The organism is Dysgonomonas sp. Shenzhen-Wh21 (assembly GCF_043392705.1).
In the GTDB taxonomy this organism is placed as follows: Bacteria; Bacteroidota; Bacteroidia; order Bacteroidales; family Dysgonomonadaceae; genus Dysgonomonas.
Genome location: NZ_JAIXHZ010000229.1, coordinates 20,536 through 43,496 on the forward strand (window position 1 = coordinate 20,536; position 22,961 = coordinate 43,496).

At 37.7% G+C, this 22,961-nt stretch carries 19 protein-coding genes; 14 read left to right on the forward strand and 5 right to left on the reverse strand.

Features of this window, described 5'->3' with window-relative positions; all coding sequences use genetic code 11:
• Positions 1-21: 21 nt before the first annotated feature.
• Positions 22-1,194: an OmpA family protein gene (locus tag LDB17_RS15370; RefSeq protein ID WP_252636811.1), complete on the reverse strand. Its 1,173-nt coding sequence runs from the start codon at positions 1,192-1,194 to the stop codon at positions 22-24.
• A gap of 331 nt (positions 1,195-1,525) precedes the next feature.
• Here LDB17_RS15370 and LDB17_RS15375 point away from each other — a divergent pair, with 331 nt between their 5' ends.
• The 8 genes from LDB17_RS15375 (at position 1,526) to LDB17_RS15410 (ending at position 8,118) form a co-directional block, all read left to right on the forward strand.
• Positions 1,526-3,895 (forward strand): cation:proton antiporter, encoded by a 2,370-nt coding sequence (locus tag LDB17_RS15375; RefSeq protein WP_252636809.1) that lies wholly within the window; start codon positions 1,526-1,528, stop codon positions 3,893-3,895.
• A gap of 35 nt (positions 3,896-3,930) precedes the next feature.
• Entirely contained in the window at positions 3,931-4,755 is an 825-nt protein-coding gene (locus LDB17_RS15380; protein WP_252636807.1) for an endonuclease VIII, read from the forward strand.
• A gap of 134 nt (positions 4,756-4,889) precedes the next feature.
• On the forward strand, positions 4,890-5,513 hold the full coding sequence (gene recR, locus LDB17_RS15385) for a recombination mediator RecR (protein ID WP_252636805.1): 624 nt from the start codon (positions 4,890-4,892) through the stop codon (positions 5,511-5,513).
• An 8-nt stretch (positions 5,514-5,521) separates the two neighbouring features.
• Positions 5,522-5,971: a hypothetical protein gene (locus tag LDB17_RS15390; protein WP_252636803.1), complete on the forward strand. Its 450-nt coding sequence runs from the start codon at positions 5,522-5,524 to the stop codon at positions 5,969-5,971.
• A gap of 5 nt (positions 5,972-5,976) precedes the next feature.
• Complete coding sequence (locus LDB17_RS15395) at positions 5,977-6,432, forward strand: BT0820 family HAD-type phosphatase (RefSeq protein WP_135105011.1); 456 nt, start codon at positions 5,977-5,979, stop codon at positions 6,430-6,432.
• Positions 6,433-6,451: 19 nt separating this feature from the next.
• Positions 6,452-6,979, forward strand: a complete 528-nt coding sequence (locus tag LDB17_RS15400) for a GNAT family N-acetyltransferase (protein WP_252636801.1) — start codon at positions 6,452-6,454, stop codon at positions 6,977-6,979.
• A gap of 3 nt (positions 6,980-6,982) precedes the next feature.
• Complete coding sequence (locus LDB17_RS15405; protein WP_252636800.1) at positions 6,983-7,546, forward strand: L-threonylcarbamoyladenylate synthase; 564 nt, start codon at positions 6,983-6,985, stop codon at positions 7,544-7,546.
• A gap of 8 nt (positions 7,547-7,554) precedes the next feature.
• The gene (locus LDB17_RS15410; protein ID WP_252636799.1) at positions 7,555-8,118 is read left to right on the forward strand and encodes a pentapeptide repeat-containing protein; all 564 of its coding nucleotides are present in this window, start codon (positions 7,555-7,557) and stop codon (positions 8,116-8,118) included.
• Here the strand turns inward: LDB17_RS15410 and LDB17_RS15415 are convergent, their stop codons facing one another.
• Positions 8,119-8,613, reverse strand: a complete 495-nt coding sequence (locus LDB17_RS15415) for a GNAT family N-acetyltransferase (RefSeq protein WP_252636797.1) — start codon at positions 8,611-8,613, stop codon at positions 8,119-8,121.
• Positions 8,614-8,631: 18 nt separating this feature from the next.
• Entirely contained in the window at positions 8,632-9,522 is an 891-nt protein-coding gene (locus LDB17_RS15420; RefSeq protein ID WP_252636795.1) for a hypothetical protein, read from the reverse strand.
• A 242-nt stretch (positions 9,523-9,764) separates the two neighbouring features.
• Here LDB17_RS15420 and mdh point away from each other — a divergent pair, with 242 nt between their 5' ends.
• The 6 genes from mdh (at position 9,765) to LDB17_RS15450 (ending at position 21,158) form a co-directional block, all read left to right on the forward strand.
• Positions 9,765-10,706, forward strand: a complete 942-nt coding sequence (gene mdh / locus LDB17_RS15425) for a malate dehydrogenase (protein ID WP_252636793.1) — start codon at positions 9,765-9,767, stop codon at positions 10,704-10,706.
• Positions 10,707-11,045: 339 nt separating this feature from the next.
• Positions 11,046-11,747, forward strand: coding sequence for a DUF6994 family protein (locus LDB17_RS15430; protein WP_252636791.1), 702 nt, complete (start codon positions 11,046-11,048; stop codon positions 11,745-11,747).
• A gap of 339 nt (positions 11,748-12,086) precedes the next feature.
• On the forward strand, positions 12,087-14,447 hold the full coding sequence (locus tag LDB17_RS15435; protein ID WP_252636790.1) for a family 20 glycosylhydrolase: 2,361 nt from the start codon (positions 12,087-12,089) through the stop codon (positions 14,445-14,447).
• A gap of 194 nt (positions 14,448-14,641) precedes the next feature.
• A complete protein-coding gene (locus LDB17_RS15440; RefSeq protein ID WP_252636788.1) occupies positions 14,642-15,301 on the forward strand; it encodes a suppressor of fused domain protein in 660 nt (219 codons plus the stop codon).
• A gap of 242 nt (positions 15,302-15,543) precedes the next feature.
• On the forward strand, positions 15,544-19,986 hold the full coding sequence (locus LDB17_RS15445; protein WP_252636786.1) for a translocation/assembly module TamB domain-containing protein: 4,443 nt from the start codon (positions 15,544-15,546) through the stop codon (positions 19,984-19,986).
• Positions 19,986-21,158: an SAM-dependent methyltransferase gene (locus tag LDB17_RS15450; RefSeq protein ID WP_252636784.1), complete on the forward strand. Its 1,173-nt coding sequence runs from the start codon at positions 19,986-19,988 to the stop codon at positions 21,156-21,158. Before LDB17_RS15445 ends, LDB17_RS15450 begins: the two co-directional genes overlap by 1 nt.
• Positions 21,159-21,161: 3 nt before the next feature.
• Here the strand turns inward: LDB17_RS15450 and lipA are convergent, their stop codons facing one another.
• The gene (lipA, locus tag LDB17_RS15455; protein ID WP_135105022.1) at positions 21,162-22,004 is read right to left on the reverse strand and encodes a lipoyl synthase; all 843 of its coding nucleotides are present in this window, start codon (positions 22,002-22,004) and stop codon (positions 21,162-21,164) included.
• Between the two features lie 147 nt (positions 22,005-22,151).
• The gene (locus LDB17_RS15460; protein WP_252636783.1) at positions 22,152-22,580 is read right to left on the reverse strand and encodes a hypothetical protein; all 429 of its coding nucleotides are present in this window, start codon (positions 22,578-22,580) and stop codon (positions 22,152-22,154) included.
• Between the last annotated feature and the right edge of the window lie 381 nt (positions 22,581-22,961).

A 22,961-nucleotide genomic window follows, 5' to 3' on the forward strand; every position in this document is an offset into this window, starting at 1 on the left:
TTTATTTTTTGGAGGAACTTTTTACTTTGTAACGGCAGTAAATACGACAACACGGTTCCACTGATCTGTAGGGAATAGTTGTTCTTTATCTCCGCTGGCTTTGGTTGTTATTCTGCTTCTTGAGATACCATACTCTTCTACAAGCACGTTGGCTACAGCCTCAGCACGTTGTTCAGAAAGTCTTTGGTTTATAGCAGCAGTACCTGTGCTCTTGTCGGCATATCCTGTAACTATAACATTTACCTGTGGATTATCCTTTAGATAACGAGCTGCATTGTAAATGTTGATGTCTTGGTTCTTTTCAAGTTTAGCACTACCAATATGGAATACAACAACAGCATTCATCAATACTTCTGTTTGTTCCTTGATCTCTTTCGTTTTTTCTATTACAATCTGAGGTTCAGGTTTAACGGCCAGCTCTTGTTTTAATCTGCTGATTTCCGAATCTTTGCTTCCTATTTGTCCTCTTAGTTCGTTGATCTTATCGTTCATCGACCTGATTGCAGCAGGGTCTGCTTCGTCAACCATCTTAAACCCGCCTTTGGTGAAGTTGTAAGTAAGACCTATAAGAGCGCTTACAATACCATCATATTTTTTATCGGCTACCACGCCATTGAAGTTATCAGGATATAGGTTGCCTATTACTTCCAGATTAAGGCTTACCGCTTCGCTTATACGGAAGTCTCCTTGAAATCCGACACGTGGTATAATACTGTTCGTCCTGCCTATGCTTCCCAGTCCTTCGATATTATCTTTTCCAAAACCATGAGCATAACCGATACCGGCAATACCAATCAGGTTGAAACATCTCTCGGGGCTATACGGCATGAATAGATTTGTTAAATTAAGCAAACCATCAACGCTTGTTTGTATATAATCCACTTTGTAAGTTCCGGTTTTCGCTTGTTTATTTAACGTATATTCAAGATAGTTTTTCGATTGCCATCCACCCACTTGTAAACGCGCTCCGGCTACAGGTGAGAAATATTTCCCTGCCGATATAGCTACATTAGGAGTAATGAGATCTCCAAACTTAGCTTTGCTATGGAATTCGCTTACTGTATAAGATCCTCCGACCTGACCTTGTATAAACCAATGATCCCAAAAAGAAGTTGGGGCATAAGCCTTCTCTTGTGCAAAACTATAGCTTCCTGCTATAATGACGGAAACAATTAATAAAATAATCTTTTTCATTTTTTTTGTGTTTTAATTCCAGTCTGTAGTGTAAAAATAGAGCTGGATTGTTTTGAATCATTATGTTATGTAAGTGTTTTTTTTTACATCGAACCTAAAAAAACTAGCACCAAAGCTAACATAAATATATTATTGATGCAATAAAAATGATAAAATAAGTAAAAGTAGCGAAGGATGCAATTTATGACTTTTTGGTTATTTATTTTCGAGAATCATTTTTTTTTGATAATTTTAAACATCGAAAAAACCTCATTTTTGTACGTTCTGTTAACAAGAACGAATATTTTTATATCAAATTATACTGAATTTTTATTGCAGAAAATAAAATTATATGGCTCACCTTCCTGATTTTATAAGTGATCTGGCAATTATATTAATAACTGCCGGAATAGTTACTATTATATTCAAATGGCTAAAACAACCTGTCGTATTGGGATACATTGTTGCGGGATTTTTGGCAAGTCTTCACTTCAAAAAATTCATAGAGAAACTCGTTATAGATATATCGGGAGCATCGGATGAAAGTGTAAGATCTATATTCAAAACCCTACCTGAAATATCCGATATGAGTAATGTCGGCATCTGGGCAGAGATCGGTGTAATTTTTCTACTTTTTGCTTTAGGTCTCGAATTTAGTTTCAAAAAACTGATGGACGTTGGCGGTAAAGCTTCTATTGCCACTCTTATCAACTTGGGTTCTATGATAATAATTGGCTACCTGGCGGGGCAGCTATTCATTGTAAATCTAATAGATGATTGGACTCGGATGGATAGTATTTATCTCGGCTGTATGCTCTCTATGTCGTCTACTACTATTATCATCAAGGCCTTTAATGATATGGGACTGCAAAAGAAAAAGTTTGCAGGAATCGTGTTCGGGATGCTTATTGTTGAGGATATTGCAGCCATCATAATGATGGTTTTGCTTACAACATTTGCATCGAGCCAGCATATAGAAAGCGGTGAATTGGCAAATAGTGTTGTAAAACTGTTTTTCTTTATGCTTATTTGGTTTATTGTAGGTATTTATATGATACCCACAATACTCAAAAAACTGAAAAAGTATTTGAATGATGAGACCTTGTTGATTGTGGCAATCGGGCTTTGCCTTGGTATGGTTCTTTTTGCTTCTATTGTTGGCTTCTCGGCTGCTTTAGGTGCTTTTATAATGGGGTCTATATTGGCAGAGACAATCGAGTCTAAACATATCGAGCACCTCATGGAACCTTTGAAGAATCTGTTTGGGGCTGTCTTCTTCGTATCTGTGGGTATGATGATCGATCCGGCTATTATTGCCGAATATGGCGTGCTGGTGATAATTCTTACTTTGGTTGTGCTTATCGGACGGATTATTTTTGCAACATTAGGAGTCATGGCTTCGGGTGAGAGCTTGAAAGTGGCGATGCAGTCGGGATTCAGTCTGGCACAGATAGGGGAGTTCTCCTTTATCATAGCTACTTTGGGCGTTAGTCTTGGTGTTATTACAGATACACTGTATCCGATCATAGTAGCAGTGTCGGTGATTACAACATTCACTACTCCGTACTGTATTAAGCTGTCCGATACGGCATACGGCTGGTTGGAAAAGAGGGTTCCGGATAAATTCGCCAAGATTAAAGATGGATATGGCGCATCGGGATACGATACTGTGAATAAGCAAAATGACTGGAAGAAACTACTGAAAAGTATACTCACTTTAGTGGCTGTTTATTTCACTATATCTTTGGCTATCTTGTTGGTATTCCAAAATTTCATAACGCCATATATTGTAGAATACGTGCCCGGAAGTATCTGGGGGCAGATTTTAGCAGCGATTATCACACTTACTCTGATGGCTCCATTCTTACGTGCCATTATGATGAAGAAAAATCGTTCCGAAGAGTTCAAAAATCTGTGGAAGGATAACCGACTCAACAGAGGTGCATTAGTTTCGTTGATTGTGTTCCGTATTATTATTTGTATTGTATTAGTGTTAATGGTATTGATTCCTCTATTCCCAAGGCTTACAGTATTGATGGTTATTATCTCATTGGTTGTTGTAACGTTGATTATATTCTCTCAAGGGTTCAAGGCTCAGTCTCGTAGAATCGAGGCACGATTTCTTGAAAATCTAAACCTGAAACAAAAACTAAAAGAGAAAAATGCAGCTATTTTACCAACTGTAGCGAATGACCTCCGTTCGAAGAATATACATATCGCTGAATTTGAAATCTCTCAGTCATTCTCAAATATTGGAAAAACTTTGCGGGAGTTAGACTTTAGACAAAGAACGGGTGTAAATATTGTAACCATCGTAAGAGGATGCAATAAGATCAATATACCCGATGGGAACACACGAATATATCCATTTGATAAATTAGTTGTTTCGGGCTCCGATGAGGAAATGCAAAAACTGTCTCAATACTTGGAGGAAAAGACAGAGCAGGATTTGCTCATGGAGGAAGAAGCCGAATATCATATATGCTTATCCCAGTATCTTGTAGAACCCGGATCTCCGCTTATTGATAAATCTATTGTAGATGCTGGTATTCGTGAAAAAACAGAATGTATGGTGATCGGTATCGATAGGGGAGATGAATCTATTATCAATTTCACTTCCGGCTTTGTGTTCCAAGAAGGCGACGTAATATGGTTGGCAGGTGAGAAAAATAAACTAAATTCGTTTGAGGAAAATATAAAAGCATCATCGATTGCGTCCTGAAACGACTAGTATATTATTAACCTATAAGTGAAGGTATGATAGAAATACCCGAATCGGCAACAATAAGTTCACAAGCTGAAACCATCCTGACAGGAAAACGAATAGCAAAAGTTATTCAGGCAACCAGTCCGCACAAATTTACATGGTACAATGGCAACCCGGCTTTGTATCGTAATATACTTGTTGGGCGAGAAGTAGAATCAGCAAGAGGGCATGGAGCCTTTGTTGATATTATCTGCGACAAGGATACTTATATTTCGATAAGTGACGGTACAAACCTGAAATATTATACGGCAACTGATACGTATCCGGTGAAACACCAGCTCTTGATACTGTTCGAGGATATGACATGTCTTGCTTTTACAGTATCTATGTATGGAGCCATATATGCCTATAAGGGAGAGTTGCAAAATGTATATCATGCCGGAAGTTTGAACAGTATTTCTCCATTGAGCGACGCTTTTGATGAGGCGTATTTTGATTCAATCTTTGCCGGTGTACAAAAAGACATGTCGGTAAAGGCCTTGCTTGGTACTCAACAACGAATTCCCGGTTTGGGAAACGGCGTTTTACAAGACATCTTTTTCAAAGCCGGAATACATCCCAAACGGAAAATATCTACAATGTCTGATCTCGAAAGAGGAGATCTGTTCCATTCATTGAAGGTTACTTTGCGGAATATGACCGATAAAGGAGGCCGTGACACTGAAAAGGATTTTTATGGTAATTGGGGTAAATATAAAACTCTTTTATCCAAAAAAACATATAAAGAGCCATGCCCTATCTGTGGAAGCGATATTGTAAAGGAGGCATATCTGGGTGGTACAATCTACTTTTGTCCGAGTTGTCAGAAAGAGTGAAAGTAGCCTGCTTTGTTCTCTAATTGCATTAAAAATACCTTCTTATAATATTTAAATAGATTTAAGATGTCTTGAATCAGTGAGAAAATCCCTTAAATAATTCTTATCTTTGCATCCGAAAATTTTCAGGCATCATGAATCAAAAATATCCATCAGCTTTATTAGAAAATGCAGTAAATGAATTCGCAAAGCTTCCCGGCATAGGGCGTAAAACGGCTTTGAGGTTGATTTTGCATCTGTTGAGGCAGGACAATGCTATGGTAGAGGGTTTCGCTCAGGCATTGGTTTCATTGAAGCATGAAGTAAAGTATTGCAATGTTTGTCATAATATATGTGATGACGATATTTGCCCTATCTGTTTGGATAAATCTCGTGATGCAGCTACGATCTGTGTTGTAGAGAATATAAAAGAGGTCATGGCTATTGAGAATACAATGCAGTTCAAAGGCTTGTATCATGTGTTGGGAGGTATTATATCCCCGATAGATGGAATAGGCCCTTCCGATCTGGAAATAGAAAGCCTGGTGGCACGTGTAGCCAAGGGTGATGTGAAAGAAATTATTTTGGCATTGAGTACTACGATGGAAGGCGATACGACCAACTTCTACATCTATAAGAAATTATCATCTTTCGACATAAAGGTTTCTATGATTGCACGCGGGATTTCTATCGGAGATGAAATAGAATATGCCGATGAAGTAACATTGGGACGCTCTATCCTGAACAGGACATTGTTTAATGAGTCATATAAATTGTAAAAATCATAATGGAGAATAAAGAACGAAAGCTATATAAAACATTAATGTTGTTATTCTGGGCGAACATTCTTTTGCTGTTGACTGTTTTAACATTTATATTATTCTCTAAAGGTTTAACTTTTGGTACCGCTACAAATACGAATGTTGTGTTTGAACAATATACGATTCTAATATCGTTGGCTAGTATTCCAATCGCATTGAAACTATTCCATACTCAGTATCGGAGGATCGCAGAGCTGGAGCACAAGAAGTTTCTCGAGAAGTACCTTCCTGCCTATATTCTGCGGATGTTTGTACTAGATGCGGCGGCTATATTAAACATAGCAGGGCTGTATCTGTTTAATTCAAAGAACTCTGTGTATATGACAATTATAATTATATTTGCATTGTTTTTTTGTTATCCTAACCGAAAGACCTTAGAAGAAGCTAACGATACTACATCAGAAATAAAAGATTAAATAAAATGGTTATTGCAGTAGACTTTGACGGAACAATCGTTGAACATGAGTATCCCAAAATCGGACGTCCCATTCCTTTTGCAATCGAAACACTTTTGCAGTTGCAGCAAGATGGGCATATCCTTATTCTTTGGACAGTGCGAGACGGCAGCCTGTTGCAGGAAGCAGTAGATTATTGTAAAAATAAAGGGTTGCATTTTTATGCAGCTAATAAGAATTATCCCGAGGAAGATTCGTTAACTGCGTCTCGGAAATTAACAGCAGATTTGTTTATTGACGACCGCAATTTGGGCGGACTTCCTGATTGGGGAGTGATATATCATGCGATAAAAGCGATGGAAAGAGGAGAAGTTTCCTTCGAAAATATAATGATGTCTTCGGGAGAAAGCCAAAGAGCAAGGAGAAGAAAGAAGAATTTCTTTATACGCTTGGGTGAAATGTTTGAGAGAGGAAGTTATTAACTACTAAGTCTTTTACAAAATGCTATTGAAAAACAAAGATATCGTTTTGCGAGCCGTAGAACCCGAAGATTTAGAAATCTTATATCGTTGGGAGAATTCTACAGTCTTGTGGTATCATGGCAATACTTTGGCCCCGTATTCCAAGCTGGTGCTGAGGCAGTACATCAATGATTCTTTGGAGATGGATATATATCAAAGCAAACAATTGCGTCTGATGATAGACCTCGTAGAAGAGAAAGTCACTATCGGAACCATTGATCTTTACGATATAGACGCCCACAACCGCAGAGCTGGTATTGGCATCCTCATTGATGACGACTATCGCAGAAGAGGCTTTGCCAAACAAGCTTTGGAACTGATGAGCAACTATGCTTTCGACTTTTTGTACCTTCATCAAATCTATGCATATATAGCCCAAAGCAATACCAATAGTATCAGCTTGTTTGAGAAAGCAGGGTATCAGTCTGTCGGGATTTTGAAAGACTGGCTGCAAAGAGGTGAAGAGTTTGAAGATGTTTACCTTTCTCAGTTGCTTAATAATAAATAAATTATGGAAGAAGATATAAAGAAGGCTTTTGAAGTGCTTGTGTCCGGAGGATTGATTTTGTATCCTACTGATACCATATGGGGAATAGGCTGTGATGCTACCAACGAGGAAGCTGTACATCGTGTATATGAACTAAAGCGAAGGGTTGATAGTAAAGCCCTTATTACTCTGCTCGATAATCCTATCAAGCTCGATTATTATATCGATGAAGTTCCTTCTTTGGCGTGGGACCTGATAGAGTTATCCGAAAAACCATTGACCATAATTTATGATGGAGCACGAAATGTTGCACCTAATTTGATGGCAGAAGACGGTAGTCTCGCTATCCGTGTCACAAAAGAAAAATTTTCTCAAGAGCTGTGTAAGCGTTTTCGGAAAGCCTTGGTTTCTACATCTGCTAATATCAGCGGGGAGCCTGCACCGGCTAACTTTGATGATATAAGCGAAGAGATAAAGCAAGGTGTAGATTATATCGTAAAATACAGGCAGGATGATACAAGTAAATCGAAAGCATCGAGTATCATAAAATTGGGTAAGACCGGAGAAGTGAAAATAATCAGAGAGTAGGAGAGTCCATGATTGTTAGTGAAGACATAATCTTTGAAGGTAAATCTTATGTAGAAGGGTTACATAAAAAGTCGTTTGATAATTGTACTTTTTCGAAATGCGATTTTTCAGACTCTAAGCTTATAGCTTGTACTTTTACCGACTGTTCGTTTATAGATTGTAATTTGTCGATGGTGGAATTCAACCAGTCTACTCTGAATAATATCCATTTTAAGAATTGTAAAATGCTTGGTGTGAAATTTAATCATTGCCACGATTTTATTTTTCATGTCGACTTTGAAAATTGCATACTCGATTATGCCTCTTTCGAAAAGCGAAAAATGAGTAAGACTCGTTTTAAAGATACTTCATTGAAGGGAGTCGACTTTGGAAGTGCCGACCTCAAACAATCAAAGTTTTTGGAAGCTGATTTGGACGAGGCGATCTTTTATAATACCAATCTTCAAGAAGTAGATTTTACCACTGCATATAATTACTCAATAGACCTGACTCAGAACCAGATCAAAAAAGCACGTTTTTCTAAAGATGGATTGGCGGGGTTGCTAAACCAATTTGATATTATCATCGACTAGCTACAGGTCTTTATTCATCACATAGTCTTCCATCAGGAAGCCGTTTCCGATGTCAATATTTTCACTTGCGAAAAAATCGAAGCCCATTCGTTTATAGAAATCAATCGCTTTGTTGTATCGGTTTACATTCAGCGAAAGAAGCGTATTGTTATTCTTCAGGGCAAGTTTACTCACCGCATCTATAAACAAGCGACCTACACCTTTGCCTTGAATAGAAGGCAGTACATATATTTTGTGTATTTTGGTTATTGGCGTGCCTTTGTAGTTCAGCTCGTATGATAAATAGCCTAGATATTCACCGTCTTCCTCAGCTAATAGATAGTGATGATTTAACTCATTCATCTGTTTTTCCAACGCACTGGTGCTATACATCATATCCATCATGTAGCTTATCTGCTCTTGCGAAAGAATGTTGCTAAATGTAGCGGGCCAAATAACATTTGATAGTACCTGGATATTATAAATATGGTCTGTAGTAGCTTCTACTATTTGCATTTATATATCAATAAGGTTTTAGTTTTCTAATGAGAAAGATCTACTGCCTATTCTATTACCATCAGCAAAAATATCTACACGGTATGTTCCCGGCATCAGATATTCTTCTACATTCCAGTACATGGTAACACCTACTTCTTCGCCTCCGTATTCTATAACTCGCTTGATGGAGTAATTGATATTTCCATTCTCGTAAGCGAATGTATTCGCTCTACTTTTGGTCAATACATCGTCATCGGGTTTCATGATACGTGCATATATAGTACGTTCACCCGGCTCGGCAGTAATATTCTTTGTTATTGTAAAATTGATTATCAGCTGCTCTACTTTATTTATTTTCTTTTGTACTTTTCCTTTGCTATTTGTGGCTTGCACGCTTATATTGGTGGCATCCAGCTTGGCGGCTTTGGTTACTTTTTCGGTCAAGTCCTGCTTTTGCTGAGTTACCTGATTCAGTGTTTTTGATGTTTCCTGATATTTATTTGTTATCTCCTGCTTTTCTTGTCTGAGCTGAGCATTTGCCCTGTTCAGAGAGTCGATTTGTGTGATGTACGACTTTAATATTTGGCGCAGCGTTGCCAGCTCTTTGTTCAAGCGGGAAATTTCAGCTTTATTTTCAGCTTTCACAGTCTTCAACTCTTCAAGTAACCGTTGAACTTTAGTTTGTTCATTTGTTAGCTTTTGTAGAAGAGAATCATTTTTTATATTCAACTTAAACCCTTCGTATTGCATCGACAGGCTCTCGTACTCGTCTTCCAACTGCTGTTTGTTCAGAACGCTTTCCTGTTGCAGTTCGTCGATTTGAGTCTTCTGGTTGAATATAAAGTAACTGGCTATGCCTATTCCCAGAATAAGCAGGGCTATTATTCCAATTAATATTTTCGAATTACTCTTTTTTTCTGTATCCATGATGATGTTAAAAATCTGCGACTACAAATATAACGGATTTATACAGATTGAACAAAAGGCATTTAAAAACCTTTCGCTTTTTTTAATAAAATAGGGGTATTTTTGACGAGCAAAATCTTCTTTATTTCAGAATAAGCATGTACATTTGTTAGGCTTTTAGGCGAGATTGTTTAGTATCTGTTTCAGTCTTGTTGCAATATGAAAGAATCAAATTATTAATTAATATATTAAATCAAATTATTATGTCTAAAGTAACAGTAGTAGGTGCCGGAAATGTAGGTGCTACATGTGCAAACGTTCTTGCGTTTAATGAAGTGGCTGATGAAGTAGTGATGCTTGATGTAAAAGAAGGTGTATCGGAAGGTAAAGCTATCGATATGAACCAGACTGTACAATTGTTGGGATTTGATACACGTGTAAAAGGTGTGACTAACGACTATGCAGCAACAGCTAACTCTGATGTAGTTGTTATTACTTCGGGTATTCCTCGCAAACCGGGTATGACTCGTGAAGAACTAATCGGAGTAAATGCCGGTATTGTGAAGAGTGTTGCAGAAAATATCCTTAAATACTCACCGAATGCTGTTCTTGTTATCATATCCAACCCAATGGATACAATGACATATCTTGCATCTAAAGTGACAGGTCTTCCTAAACACCGTGTTGTAGGTATGGGTGGTGCATTAGATAGCTCACGTTTCAAATATTACCTAAGCGAAGCATTGGGATGCAATCCGAATGAAGTAGAAGGTATGGTAATAGGTGGACACGGAGATACTACAATGATCCCTGTAACTCGTTTAGCGACATACAAAGGTATTCCTGTAACAGACCTTTTGTCTAAAGAAACATTGGATAAGGTTGTTGCCGATACGATGGTTGGAGGTGCTACTCTTACCGGATTGCTTGGTACATCGGCATGGTATGCACCGGGTGCTGCCGGAGCTTATGTGGTAGAAGCTATTCTTCACGATCAGAAAAAGGTAGTTACTTGTTGTGTGTCTCTTGAAGGAGAATACGGACAAAATGATATTTGTATTGGTGTGCCTGTAGTTTTAGGTAAAAACGGATGGGAAAAAGTTATCGACCTTAAACTTACAGCAGACGAAAAAGAAAAATTTGAAGCATCAGCAGCAGCTGTTCACAAAACAAATGCTGTTCTGAAAGAAATAAACGCTATCTAACGCTTATTTGCAAAGTTTGACTAAAAGAGAAGGGATGCTTCATGTATATGAAGTGTCCCTTTATTATTATATTGTAGGGGTATTTTTCTTTTCTAAATTTATCTGATATAATAGGGGTTTTGCTTGTTAAATTATGGCAGAAAAAGTGACATTGAAATATGTATTGTTAAATCTTGATCCTTGTAAAATGCATTTACCTTTAGTTTTTTAGCTATGTTGGTAGTTGCCATTGGTAGTACTCAAGCAGCTTAAAAAAAAATAACAGCAGCAATCAAGTTACTGGCGAGGGTAAAGACAGATACGATACAAAATAGTAAAGCATAAATTGAGTGTTAAAAAATGAACTTAATTAACATAGATTTTGACTTTCGGCAAGATACCAAATGTGGTGATCCTGATACCGACAGTCTCAAATTATATGAAGCTCACAAGTTATTATGGAGTAAAGAATTGCCTAATGGAAAAATGCTTGTTTTGGTAATTAAAGCCGATAGTTATGGTAGATTGCTTATAAAAAACAACTTGTGTATGAACTTTTCAAGTGACAGAATGTGTCCACATTTTGACGGAAAATATAGCAATAAGTTTGCTGGTTGGCTTTCAGATTTGGAACGGGAAGAGCTAAAACAAAAAGTACGGACAATTGGCGGACATATAATTTTTCCAGCTCACAAAAAGAATGGTTTCACAATTAATCAAGCAAGAGGTGTAAGTATAATGATTTGTGACAGATTCGATTTGACATTGGAATGTATTAGGCGTTTTTATAGAGATGAAGAAAGTCCACTTTATAAGATTTTGATAAATTACAAAGACTTTTTTTCCTTGTTTGTTAGCTTCAAAGGTTATGTTGACTTCTTTCATTTACAAGACTTTATTGATCAGCAAGGGCAAGTCGAATTTTCTTTGCCGTTTGATAATTTCAACAGACCTTCATTGCCTCAGACTATTGGCGAGTATCGGCAATACAAGAATCATACTTTAGATTTGATCAATAAAAGAAACCTGAGAATATTAAAATATATACGCCTCGACAAATAGACAAGAAGTGTAACGGTAGATAATTTATGTCTTACACAATATCTTGAAATAATTAATTGATACTTTTTCTTCTTTTTACGCTTTTAGCGCCTCATAAGCATAAGCAAAATCTTTAGGTATTGAACAAAAGTTTACAAAATAACTCGGATTCGTTTTAGATACATGTCATTTATTATTAGCAATGAATCCTTGCGTTGCAGTATTATTTAAAGGGAAGGGAAGCTTACTTTTTTAAATGTTAATTAACTATTCGATGGGTGATATGCAATAAACGATGGTTATATTTGTAAAATCAACTTAAAGTACCATAATCATTAAACTTTAAACCTGTAAAAACTAATGAAAAAACTTACGCCAATCATTTTATTTATGGTGACAATTTTAATGCTTTCATGCGGAGGAAGTGAACCCACGGTTCATAAACCATACAATGAAGGTATAAATATTACACCGCTACCACTCGAGTTGACGCAAAAAGAAGATACTTTTAAGCTTGGAAAAAGTGTTGTATTTGTAGCGGACAACGCAGATGTGGAAAAAGTTGCTGCTTATTTTGCTGCAAAAATCAAGGCATCTACAGGATACAACTTGAGTATAGAAAAAACTAAACCTGCAACAGATTATATTAATTTGTCTATTGTCGCAGATCTTCCGGTTAACGAAGAAGGCTACTTACTCGACGTTACCGAAAAGGGGATAGATATTCAGGCTAAAACACCGCATGGCTTGTTTTACGGAATGCAAACTATAATGCAGTTGCTTCCTGCCGAAATAGAAAGTCCTACACTTGTGAAAAATATTGCATGGAAGGTGTCCGGAGTAGCAATAAAAGATGAACCTCGCTTCAAATACAGAGGAATGCACCTAGATGTTTGCCGTCACTTTGTTGATGTAGACTTTATTAAGAAGCAATTGGATGTGTTGGCTATGTTCAAGATCAATACATTCCACTGGCACCTGACAGAAGATCAAGGTTGGCGTATCGAAATAAAGAAATACCCTAAGCTTACTGAGATAGGAGCAAAGAGAACAGAGGGTGAAGGAAACGAATATGGCCCTTATTTCTATACACAAGATCAAGTGAAAGAGGTTGTGGCATACGCTAAGGAACGTTTTATAGAAGTTATACCCGAAATAGAATTGCCCGGACATGGTGTAGCTGCAATAGCTGCATATCCCGAGCTGTCTTGTACAGGAAAGCCAATCGATGTGCGTTGTTTCTGGGGTGTGGCAAACGATGTGTATTGCGCCGGAAACGATTCTGTATTCCAGTTCTTGGAAAATGTAATAGAAGAAGTGATTCCTTTGTTCGAAAGCGAATACTTCCATATTGGTGGCGATGAGTGTCCGAAAGACAGATGGAAAGTATGCCCTAAGTGTCAGGCTCGTATAAAAGAACTTGGCTTGAAGGCAGATAAGACTCACTCTGCTGAAGAGAAACTGCAAAGCTACTTTGTACAACGCATCGAAAAGTTCTTGTTGAAGCACAATAAGAAGATGATCGGTTGGGACGAGATACTTGAAGGTGGACTTGCTCCAACAGCTACTGTAATGAGTTGGCGAGGAGAAGAAGGCGGTATTGCATCTGCAAATATGGGGCATGATGTGATAATGACACCGGGGGCATGGATGTATCTGGATAAATACCAAGGTGATGCTAAAAATCTTCCGGTAACGATAGGTGGCTTCTTGGATTTAGAGAAAGTGTATGGTTATGAGCCTGTTCCGGAGAAGATTGCCGAAGATAAGAAACATCATATCTTAGGAGCGCAGGCTAATGTTTGGACTGAATATAAGTATAATGGCAATGGTATGGAATATGATATTTACCCCCGTATTATTGCATTGGCTGAACTGAATTGGACTCCGAAAGACAAGAAAAACTATAAAGATTTTGAACGTCGTATCGACAATCAGCGTGTGCGACTTGATATGCATAATATCAATTATTATATACCGCTACCTGAGCAAAAGGGAGCGCCGTCATGTAACTTTGTAGCATTCACAGATCAGGTTACACTCGAATTTAAAACAACAGAACCTGTAAAAATGGTATATACTACCGATGGCAGCGAGCCTGCATTGACGTCACAGGTTTATGATAAACCGTTGACATTTACTGAAAATACAACATTGAAAATACGTTCGGTACTCTTGTCTGACAAGATGAGTGATGTGCGTACTATTACTATCGAAAAGCAATCGTATGCACCCCCTGTAGAGAAGGAAAAGGATGCTAAGCCGGGACTTAAAGCGGAATACTACAAAGGATATACAAGAACAGTGGCAGAATTGGAAGGCAAGACTGCTGCCGAAACCGAGTATGTAGCCGCTCCGCAGAAGTCTAAGCATAGAATACCGAATTATACAGAACCGTATGCCGACGACTATTATTCTACAATTCTTACCGGATACATGAATATTCCTGAAGATGGTGTTTACTACTTCAGTACAGACTATGAATTGTGGATTGATGGCAAATTGTTGATATCTAACGAAAAAGATAACAACGGAACAGCGCGTAGGTTTTCACGTAGCGATAAGTCGGTTGCATTGGCCAAAGGTGCGCATGCATTCAAGCTAATTAGACTAGGTGCTATATTTGGCGGATGGCCTACCCAGTGGGAAGATATCTATGTAGGTATCCGTAAGGCAGATCAATCGGAATTCAGTTACATGGATGAGACTTATTTTAAGTAATACACAATAGAGTAACTAGATATATAATGTAAGAGATGTGCCGGTACCTTCATGTGCCGGCACTTTTTTATGCATATCGTCAGCTCCTATTTGCTAAAAAGATTATATTTGTATGTATCGTACTGATATTGGAGTGTTATGAGCTAAGTGCTCGGAACAAAATAGGTAATTTAGAAGAATAGAATAGTACATAAATGACGCAAAAAGAATATAAGAATTTATTCGATGAAGATGATCCTGTAGGATGGCTGGAGATAGATAAGGTAGTGGAAGGTATCTATGGAGATCAAAAACCTCGCCATTATGCTCCTCCTCTACATTACATGGTGGGTGGGGAAGACCCGTTAGATGGTGTGAGTATATACGATTCGCAAAAAGATATATTTCATCGCCACTTAGTAAGCTATGGCATGTCAGAACTTTATTATAATGAAGAGGCTGCCGGAGGTGAATTCAGTAAATGGGGATTTGAATTTACATTCCGCCTCAAACCTTTTGACGAAGATGGTGACGACCCTACTTGGGTAGTCAACCTCATGAATAATCTTGCTCGCTATGTAATAAAGAGCGGTAAGTGGTTTGAAGAATATCATGTCATACCCGCAAATGGCCCTATTCGCCTGAACTCTACAGACGAAATTAATATTGTAGGGGTTGCTTTTGTTTCCGATCCTGAATTGGGAAAGATACAAACTCCGCACGGAGAAGTGTCCTTCTTGCAAATGGTAGGGCTTACTGCAAATGAAATGGATCGGATTACATCGGCAAACTCGGCTTATGATGAGGTGAAGAAAGTCTTAGACGAAATAAAGACAACAAATCCTTTGATGATAACCGACTTGCTTCGGAGATAGATTATAGCGTAGTATCTGAAAGCTTTCTGTCTTGTAAGTGTGTTTACAAAAGGTTTTCCATAATTAATCTTAATAGTACACTAAAAGTGCAAGATAACTGTTTTAGGAGTAAGAGGGAATCACTTTTTTTGGTAATTTTGTATCTCTAAAAAGGAAGCGATATTAAACGGTTTAAGCAAATATTTCTCACTGTATTAGGTATAATAGTTGGACTCGTAACCCTGCTATTTGGACTGTTGAATATGCCTGCTGTGCAGGAATATGCTAAAGGTATTATTGTAGATGAACTAAAAGCAAAAATAGGAACTGAACTAGGTATCGGTAAATTGCATTTTCAGCCATTCAATACTGTTCAGTTAGACAGTGTTTACTTGTATGATCAGTTTCAGGAGAAAGTGCTGTTGGCCGATAAGATATCAGCCAGTGTCGATCTCATCTCTTTGATGCAAAATAAAATAGTGGTAACCTCTGCATGGCTTTCCGATTTCGAGGTTCACCTTTCTAAAAAATCTGATGATTCGCCTCTGAATATACAGTATATTATCGATGCTTTTAAACCAAAGGATGATAAGCCCAAATCGAAAATAGAAGTCAAGCTGAATGCTGTAAATATTACGAATGGTCAATTCTATTACGATATAAAAGATAAGCCTTTAGTTGTTCATCATTTTGACAAAAACCACATAGCCGTATCCGACTTGAATGCAAAGTTGGCGATGAAATCTCTAACTTCGGATTCGTTGAACATTCAAGTCAAAAAGTTTGCTCTTAGGGAGAAAAGCGGACTGGATATATCTGATCTTACCTTTCGTATAATCACTCAAGGAAAGAAAGTTTCTATAAGAAATTTTGAGCTCGACTTGCCTTCATCCTCGTTAGAGCTAAGTCGTTGTGAAATAGATCTGACACCTACCAGTGATACCGCTAAGATAATGGACTACGCCAGTATCGATTGTGTTGTTGCTACATCTTATATATTACCGAAGGATGTTTCTGCATTAGTACCTATTTTGAAGGACTTTGATGATAAGATCATTATCAGCGGGCAAGTCAAGGGTAAGATTGATGATCTTACTGTATCGGGTTTATCTTTAGATTACGGGAAAAAGATGCATTTGATTGCAAATGCAGAAATCAGAGACATGAGAGACCCATCGAAGACGTATGTACTAGGTAGTGTCGATGAATTATCGTTAACCCATACTGAATTGTCGAGTATTATTGACAACTTCTCGTCAAAAAAGGGGCAACTGCCTGCTCAATTAAAAAAACTTGGGGCAATATCTTTCAGAGGAGATATTTCGGGCTATCTCGATCAACTTGTCGCTTTTGGTAGTGTAGAAACTGATTTGGGGGTGGTTAAAACAGATGTGCTTTTCGGAGTTAATAATCCGAAGCCGGGCATCGAAACATACGTAAAAGGTAAAGTATATACTACCGATTTCAGTTTGGGAACATTCTTGGATAATAAAGATCTCAATAAGGCTTCTTTAAGCTTAACAGTGGATCTTGAAAAACCAAAAAATGGTAAGCTGAGAGGTAAAGCCGAAGGGATTATTCCAAACTTCGATTATAAAGAATATTCATATAAAAATATAAAGCTTGATGCCGGATATGATGGCTTGCGCATTGATGGTAAGTTAGTGGTTGACGACCCGAACGGAAAGCTTGATATAGCGGGTTTGTTTGATCTTACAGATAAGAATATGCCCGAACTCGTTTTCAAGGCAAAGGCGACAGACATCCAATTAGATAAATTGCATTTGGTAAAGAATATGCCTTATTCTTATTTATCGTTTAATATAGATGCAGACTTTGTGGGTAAGGATATAGATAATGCGCAAGGGTATATACGTATCGATTCGGTAGACTTTCTTCGAGAAAATCAAGTTTTCAAGATGGACGAGTTTCTTGTTAAGTCTACAATAGATTCTTTGGGACATACACTAAGCATAAACTCTGATATACTTAACGGACATGTCAATGGTGACTACTCTTTCTCTACGATGGCGAATAGTATTTTAGAAACACTACATCCATATTTGCCTGCATTGATAAAAGTAAATGGAAAGAAGGTAGAGAAAAGCGTAGTTAATAATAATTTCACATTCGATTTTGCTATCAATAATACGGAGACATTCAGCTCTGTATTTAAACTGCCTGTTACGGTCATAAATCAGGCTAAAATCGTAGGACGGTACGATAATCATTTGGATAAATTTAAAGTGGAAGTTTTCACTCCGGCGATCAAAGCTGCCGGAATGAACATAAAATCAGGCTATATCCTTGCCGAAAATGAGAATTCAGACAATGTTGTCAACACTCGCATAGATGCCTCTATAATTGGGAAAAAAGAAGTGACAAATGAAATTTCTGTAAAATCTACATTAGCCAACAACAAGATAAATACCAATATTTCTCTTCTTAATGATGGAATGCAGAAGGCTAAAGGTGATTTTTCTATTTCCACGTTATTTACCAAAGAAGACAGAAGGCCTTTGATGATTGATATTGAAACACTACCAAGCGAGCTAATGCTGAACAATACGACTTGGAAGATGGAAAAATCTCATATTAAAATACAGGATGGGCATTATGCTGTTAATAATTTTTCGGTATATACAAGTGACAAAAGTCAAGAGATAAAGATAAACGGCAGTTACTCGCCAAGCAGTTCTTCGGATATATTGAAGGTAGAGCTGAAGAAGATCAACTTAGAATATGTATTCCAGACATTAGCAATCGATGTGTTGAGGTTTGGTGGAGCGGCTACAGGTAGTTTGTTTATGTCTAGCATCGAGAACAAGCCATATCTGAATACACGTTTAGATATCACTGACTTTAAGTTTAATGGAACAGAGCTTGGGCGGTTAAATATATTCAGTGAGCTGGATGACGAAACCAACAAAATAATGTTGGATGGGATGATTGTCAGCAAAGAGAATAAGAAAACAAAGGTAGACGGAGAAATAGATCCGATACATCAGGGGCTTTCTATAAATTTTGATGCGGATAGTCTCGATATCAGTTTCCTGAATAGGTATGCAGAGGCTGTTTTTCAGAATATAAGCGGTAGAGGTACAGGTAAAGTTCATTTGTTCGGAGACTTTTCGGATGTTACCGTTGAGGGCAAGGCTTACATTAAGGACGGGAATATAGGGATTAACTTTCTGAATACAAATTATAAGTTTTCGGATACGATCTACATGAAAAAAGATCTTATCTACTTTACCAACATCACTCTCATCGATGAATACAATAATAAGTCTTTAGCCAGCGGGAAGGTGGCTCACGACTACTTTAAGGATTTCATGTATTTAGTCGATCTCTCAGCCGATCATTTCCTTGTATATAATGCCACCCAAAAACAAAATCCAATCTTTTATGGAAAGGTATTCGGTAGCGGGAAAGGGACTATTGGGGGTGACGAACGAGCCGTAGATATAGATATTAGCATGAGAACTGAGGACAAGACACTCGTCCGTATGAATTTTATGGAGAATATCATAAATGAATATTCGTTTATCAATTATAAGTCGAAGCAGAAGACCGATTCTATAACCACTCCAAATATAGCGGAGGTTGCTCCGCCGATACAAGCCAGCTCCGGCATGGAAATAAATATGAATTTTTATATTGATGCCACTCCTAACGCTACAGTAGAAATTCTAATGGACCCTGTGGGCGGTGATGTAATTAGCGGAACGGGTAGTGGTGCGATGCAATTTCAATGGAGTTCAAAATCTGCGCCTCGCTTGTTTGGAACATATACTATAAATAGAGGAAGTTACAATTTTACTTTCCAACGATTGATGGAAAGGCGGTTTACAATAGAGGATGGAAGTACAGTGCAATTCAAGGGTGATCCGTTCGAAGCCATTTTGGATGTAACAGCTATCTATAAGCTGACAGCTAGTTTAAGAGATCTCGATCAAACTCTAATAGAAACAACCGGGCAGACTACTATTCCGGTAAACTGTGTTCTGGATCTCACAGGGCCGTTGAGACAACCTACCGTGGGGCTTGATATACAATTCCCTGCTGCCGATCCAGAAGTGGCACGGCAGGTGAAGAGTCTTATAAATACTCCTGATATGATCAACTGGCAAGTTGCATATTTGCTGCTCTTGTCTAAGTTTGATAGCCCTAAAGGATCAAATACCCCTTACGAAACTTCAGACTTTGCGGCCGTGGCTTCGGCTACACTGTCGAATCAGTTGACCAAAATTGTCAGCCAGATAGATAGTAGATGGGAGCTCGGAACGAATATACGTTATAGTGATAAAGATTTCACAAGTACAGAAGTAGAACTCATATTGTCTAGTCGTTTGATGAATGACCGGCTATTGATAAATGGTAACTTTGGATATCGCAATGATGTAAATATCAATAACGGCAAAGAAGCCATGATTAGTGATGTTGATATCGAATATTTGCTCAATAATGCCGGAACATGGCGCGTAAAAGCATACAACCACTATAACGAGAAATTCTATTATACCGGAAAAACATCGCAGTCTCAAGGGGTAGGTCTTATATATAAGAAAGACTTTGATAACCTCAGAGACCTGTTTGGATTCCCTACATTAAAGACAAAGTCTGTTCGAGATACGGTTACTCCTATATTACCTGACTCCACAAAAAGAGGTAGTTCGTTGAGCCGATTTATCAGAATGAAAAAATAATGCTAAGTCCTTCACTAATAGATTTTATAAAAGAGCATGAGTGTGATGATATTCATGAGCTTGCTTTATCTGCAAAGCGATATCCAGATATAGATATCCAATTGGCAGTACAGCAGATTTCAGGGCGAAAGATTGCAAAAGAGAAAGTTCCTTCGTGGTATCATATCGATTTCATTTTATATCCGAAGCATATCTCAATGGAACAATGCTCTTCGGAGCAGACCGCCCGATATAAGGCGGGTTTGGTGGAAGGAAATTCTATGATAGACCTTACAGGAGGTTTTGGTGTCGATTTCTCTTTCATAGCTGCAAAATTTAAAGAGGCTATTTATATAGAGCAGCAGGAAGAGCTGGCTGAAGTTGCAAAATATAACTTAGATGTTTTGGGTCTCAAAAATGTTCGAGTAGAAAGTACCGATGGAATAGCATATCTTGAAAAATTATTACCTGTTGATCTCATATATATTGATCCGGCAAGACGTAGTAGTGAAGGGCGAAAGATATTCCGTATAGAAGATTGTACCCCTAATATAATTGAAATAGAAGATTTATTGGACGCAAAGGGCGAGAGGATAATGATAAAACTATCACCGATGCTTGATATTTCATTAGCTCTAAAGTCTTTGAGGAACGTATCTGATATTTATATTGTAAGCGTAGCAAACGAGTGCAAGGAATTACTTTTTATAAAAGACAGGAATAAGAAAGATCAGCATATTCATTGTGTGAATATACAAAAGGATAAGACTGATATACTGTCATTTCGTAAAGAGGACGAAGATTTAGCTCATGTTAATTATGCTTCATCTGTTGGACAATACCTATACGAGCCCAATGCTTCAATATTGAAAGCGGGGATGTACAAATCCGTAGCGGATATTTACAAATTAGAGAAGTTGAACCCAAGCAGCCATTTATATACGTCTACTGATCTGATCTCTGAATTTCAGGGGCGCAAGTTTGTTGTTGAAACGGTATGCTCTTTCAATAAGAAAGATATAAAACAGCACTTATCTGCTATAAAACAAGCGAATATAACTACACGCAATTTTCCTGTTTCTGTTCAAGAGATCAGAAAAAAGACAAGAATAAGTGAAGGTGGAGATATTTATATATTCGCCACCACACTATCTGATGAGAAAAAAGTCCTTATTATTTGCCGTAAGGTTTGAATATTACAGGCAATTTTCGGCATGATAAGAAGATCGTACGAGTGGACCGCTTTCTACATAAGAAAATCCTTTCTCCAAAGCAATACTCTTTAATCTCTTAAACTCGTCCGGGTGAATATACTCTACTACAGGCAAATGCTTTTTGCTTGGTTGAAGATATTGTCCGATAGTAAGTACAGAGCAGTTTGCCTCCAAAAGATCGTCCATCAGCTGATAGATTTCTTCTCTTGTTTCTCCAAGTCCGACCATCATACCCGATTTTGCCTTTAATCCGTTTTCTGCAATCCGTTTCAATACAGACAGGCTTACATCGTATTTAGCTGCACTTCTCACTTGTGGTGTCAGGCTTCGTACTGTTTCCATGTTATGAGAGATAACATTCGGTGCGGCTTTGCAAACCATATCAATCAACTCGGTATTACCTCGGAAATCGGGGATCAGAACCTCCAGAGTTGTATTCGGATTTACTTCCTTCACCTTCGTGATTGTTTCTACCCAGTGCATAGCACCCTGATCTGGCAGATCGTCCCGGTCTACGGATGTGATAACGGCATGTTTCAGATTCATCAATCGGATGGATTCTGCTACATTTTGAGGCTCTTTTGGATTCAATGCCAGAGGCTTTCCGGTTTTTGTGTTACAAAACTTACATGACCTGGTACATATATCGCCCCCGATCATGAACGTGGCCGTTCCTCGTCCCCAACATTCTCCCATATTAGGACATCTTCCGCTCGAGCAAATTGTATGTAGGTTATGTGATTCTACTATATGTTTGGTTTGTGAAAAATTATTATTTCCCCCAAGTTTTATTTTTAACCAATCTGGTTTTTTTACGTGTTCCATTGAATACTTTTCTATTATTGAATAACAAAGATAGGAGATAGATAATAAAACCTTAATTTTAAAAGGTTAAAATAAAAACTAGATTATAAGAAATGTAAAAATCCTGACTTGTTTCTAGCAAATCAGGATTTTCTTACAAGCACTTCCTTAATATAATGATACCAACTCTAAAGGTTTACCGCTTATTTTTGTTCGCTCTATGGTTGCCAGATTGCCATCCGAATCATATTTATATGTTATCAGATCAGAAATATCAGTCCATTTTTCTTTTCGGATGTCCCATTTCGTGTAATAAATGTTATCTATCTGATCGTTGGTGTTATACTCGAATTGGTATAATGATAGGGCTACCCATCCAAGGGTTTTGTTCCATTCATAAGATGTGCGTTTTGTTCTGTATCCATTGCAATCATATTCATATACAATTTTGGAGGTAATCTCATTATTCTTATATATTAAAGATTCTCTCTCTTGTGGTTGTCTTTCTTTTAATGTTACCTCAACTTTCCTCTGTGCATATATTCCGATAGATAGAAATGAGATGATTGCTAATGTGATAAGTTTTATTGTTTTCATAATTGTACGCTTTATAGTAAAACATTTTATTTTACTACTATAAAATCAATTACTGTGCCATTGTTTTTAATGTGCAGTGTATTAGTTGTTTATGTTAATTCGTGGAAGCCTTGTTGTGTTCATAAACGGACATCATGTATGTTTATAAATAAAAAATCCTGTACTCAATAGTTGAGCACAGGATTTCCTATAATATTGTAGTACTTAATCTATCGAGATCAAGCTTTCTTTTCTTTAGTCCATTTCACGTTGCGCATATCGCCGGTTTCCATGAAAGCTTCGTGGAAAGCAAATCCGTCATATAAGTCAACAGGAGTTTGTCCTTGTTCGCTGCGTGCTAGATATTCTCTTAACAATGGACGATATTCCGGATGAACACAG